Source organism: Adlercreutzia sp. DFI.6.23 (genome assembly GCF_024462535.1).
Taxonomy (GTDB): Bacteria; Actinomycetota; Coriobacteriia; order Coriobacteriales; family Eggerthellaceae; genus Adlercreutzia; species Adlercreutzia rubneri.
The window spans coordinates 1-303 of record NZ_JANGBP010000474.1 but is presented as its reverse complement, the minus strand read 5'-3'; the positions used below and the strand labels follow the sequence as shown (position 1 = coordinate 303).

Annotated in this window: 1 protein-coding gene; it reads left to right on the top strand. The window is 63.0% G+C overall.

Translation table 11 applies throughout. The features are described from left to right. Nucleotides 1-33 precede the first annotated feature (33 nt). Nucleotides 34-303, top strand: a 270-nt coding sequence (locus NE591_RS14210; protein ID WP_256156977.1) for a twin-arginine translocation signal domain-containing protein, incomplete at its 3' end; no start/stop codon positions are given.

Genomic DNA, 303 nt, shown 5'->3' with positions numbered 1-303 from the left:
GTCAACATGCGAGGGAGAGAGAGGAGTCAGGACATGACCGAACAGACAACGGGCATGAGTTTCTCGCGCAGAAATTTCATCAAGGGAGCGGCCGCGCTGACGGCCACCGGCGCGCTCGTCGGTTGCGCCCCCGCCAAGGAGACGCTGGCGGAAACGGGCGAGGAGACGGTAGAGGTTCCGGAGACGAAGATCTACTCGGGCGCGTGCCGTGCCCAGTGCGGTCTGTTCGGCGGCACGCTCGGCCATAAGTCGAACCGCGAGATGATGGTGGCCTATCAGCAGATCATCGACCCCTTGTACGAG